Origin of the sequence: Phaeovulum sp. (genome assembly GCF_041596715.1) — a bacterium.
GTDB lineage: Bacteria > Pseudomonadota > Alphaproteobacteria > Rhodobacterales > Rhodobacteraceae > UBA6213.
Genome location: NZ_JBFHIA010000367.1, coordinates 1 through 1,997 on the forward strand (window position 1 = coordinate 1; position 1,997 = coordinate 1,997).

At 64.9% G+C, this 1,997-nt stretch carries 3 protein-coding genes; all 3 read right to left on the reverse strand.

The genetic code is table 11. The features are described 5' to 3' along the window. The coding region (locus tag ABY403_RS16075) for an ATP-binding cassette domain-containing protein (protein WP_372841820.1) at positions 1-374 on the reverse strand (374 nt) is incomplete at its 3' end. Continuing rightward, on the reverse strand, positions 371-1,153 hold the full coding sequence (locus ABY403_RS16080) for an MlaE family ABC transporter permease (protein WP_372841821.1): 783 nt from the start codon (positions 1,151-1,153) through the stop codon (positions 371-373). The genes ABY403_RS16080 and ABY403_RS16075, both read right to left, overlap by 4 nt. Further along, positions 1,150-1,997: alanine racemase (locus tag ABY403_RS16085; RefSeq protein WP_372841822.1), on the reverse strand; the 848-nt coding region annotated here is incomplete at its 5' end. The genes ABY403_RS16085 and ABY403_RS16080, both read right to left, overlap by 4 nt.

Consider the following 1,997-nt stretch of genomic DNA (forward strand, 5'->3'; position numbering starts at 1 on the left):
AGACCGACCCGCCGCAGCTTTTCAATGGCGATCTCGCGTGCTTCGGCGCGGGGGCGCTTGCTTGTGCCGCGCATCAGCCGGAAGGCGACATTTTGCCAGACCGGCAGGCTGTCAAAAAGCGCAGAGCCCTGAAACAGCATCCCGAACCGCGCCAGAAACGCATCGCGCGCGGCTTTGCGCGCATCTTCGCCCGCCACGCGCACCAAGCCCGCATCGGGGCGCACGAGGCCGAGGATGCATTTCAGCAGCACCGATTTTCCGGTGCCCGAGCCACCGATGATAACCATCGAGGTGCCGCGCGGCACCGTAAGTTCGACCCCGCGCAGCACCGATTTGGTGCCGAATGCCTTGTGCACGCCCGCAAGCTCGATCATGCCGAAAAGAACACCTCCGTCAGCAGGTAGTTCGAGGCGAGGATCAGCACCGAGGCACCAACCACGGCCGCTTTCGTGGCCGCACCCACGCCCATAGCGCCGCGCCCGGAGTTCATGCCGTGATAGCAGCCCATCAGTGCCACGATGAAGCCAAACACCGCGCCCTTGGCCAAGCCCGAGCCTATGTCCCACGCTTCCAAAAACTGGATGGTGTTGTGCAGATAGGTGGCCGAATTGAAATCCAGCCGGTTCACCCCCACCAGCCAACCGCCCATGATGCCGATGCTGTCGCCCACCGCCACCAGCACCGGCACGGTAACCGTGGCGGCGAGAATGCGCGGTGCGGCAAGGTATTTCATCGGGTTGGTCGAAAGGGTGACCAGCGCGTCGATCTGTTCGGTCACTTTCATCGTGCCAAGTTCGGCGGCGATGGAAGAGGCGACGCGCGCGGCCACCATGAGCCCGCCCAAAACCGGCCCGAGCTCGCGCGTCATGCCGATTGCGACAATCGAGGGCACCACGCTTTCAGCGTTGAAACGCGCGCCGCCTGCATAGATCTGCAAGGCCAGCGCGGCCCCGGTGAACAACGCGGTCAGCCCCACCACGGGCAGACTCATCCAGCCGATCTGCAAGGCGGCGGCAAGAAACTCGCGCCCGTAGAAGGGCGGGCGCACAAGGTGGCTCAGGCTTTCGGCGGCAAAAAGCGCGACGCGGCCGGTTGCGGCAAGTGCTGCCAATACGCTGCGCCCAAGGCGCGCAACCGGGGCAAGCGGGCTCACGGTGCGGCACCGTTGTAGCGGCGCGCATAGCGCGGCCCAAGCGCGGTAAGGATTTCATATCCGATCGTTCCTGCCACCTCGGCCAGGGCCTCGATCCCCTGTTCGGGGCAGAGGATATCCAGCGTCTCTGGAACCTCGCGCAGATGCGTGACATCGACGGTGATAAGATCCATCGACACGCGCCCCACGACCGGGCAGGGCGTGCCATCGGCCCAAAGCGTGGCCTTGCCCGAAAGCGTGCGCATCAACCCGTCGGCATAGCCCGCGGCAACGGTGGCAATGCGCGAATCCTCTGCCGCTTGCCAAGCGTAGCTGTAGCCCACGCTTTCGCCCGCCATTACCTCGCGCACCTGCACCACGGGCAGCGACAAGCGCACCACGGGGCGCGCCTCTGCAAAGGGCGCGCCGCCGTATAACCCGATGCCGGGCCGCGTAAGATCAAAACAATAAGCGCGCCCAAGCAGAATGCCGCCCGTTGCGGCAAAGGATCGCGGCACCCCGGTGCCATCGGTTAGGCGATGAAACTCTGCCAATTGTGCCGCATTCGCGGGGTGCTTCGGCTCATCGGCACAGGCGAGATGACTCATCAGCAGCTTCGGGCCCGCGCCGATCACGATCGGGGCTGTGGCCTCCCACTCGCCCGCTTCCATGCCAAGGCGGTTCATGCCGGTATCTAGCTGTACGCCAAAGCCATGCCCCGGCAGCGTCTCGAAATGCCGTGTGACCTGTTCGAGCGAATTCAACACCGGCGTCAGCGCGCGCCCCGCGATCAGTTCTGTGTCGCCCGCCATATGGCCCGAAAGCACGAAGATTTCGGGCCCATTTCCCAGCGCCTGGCGCAGGG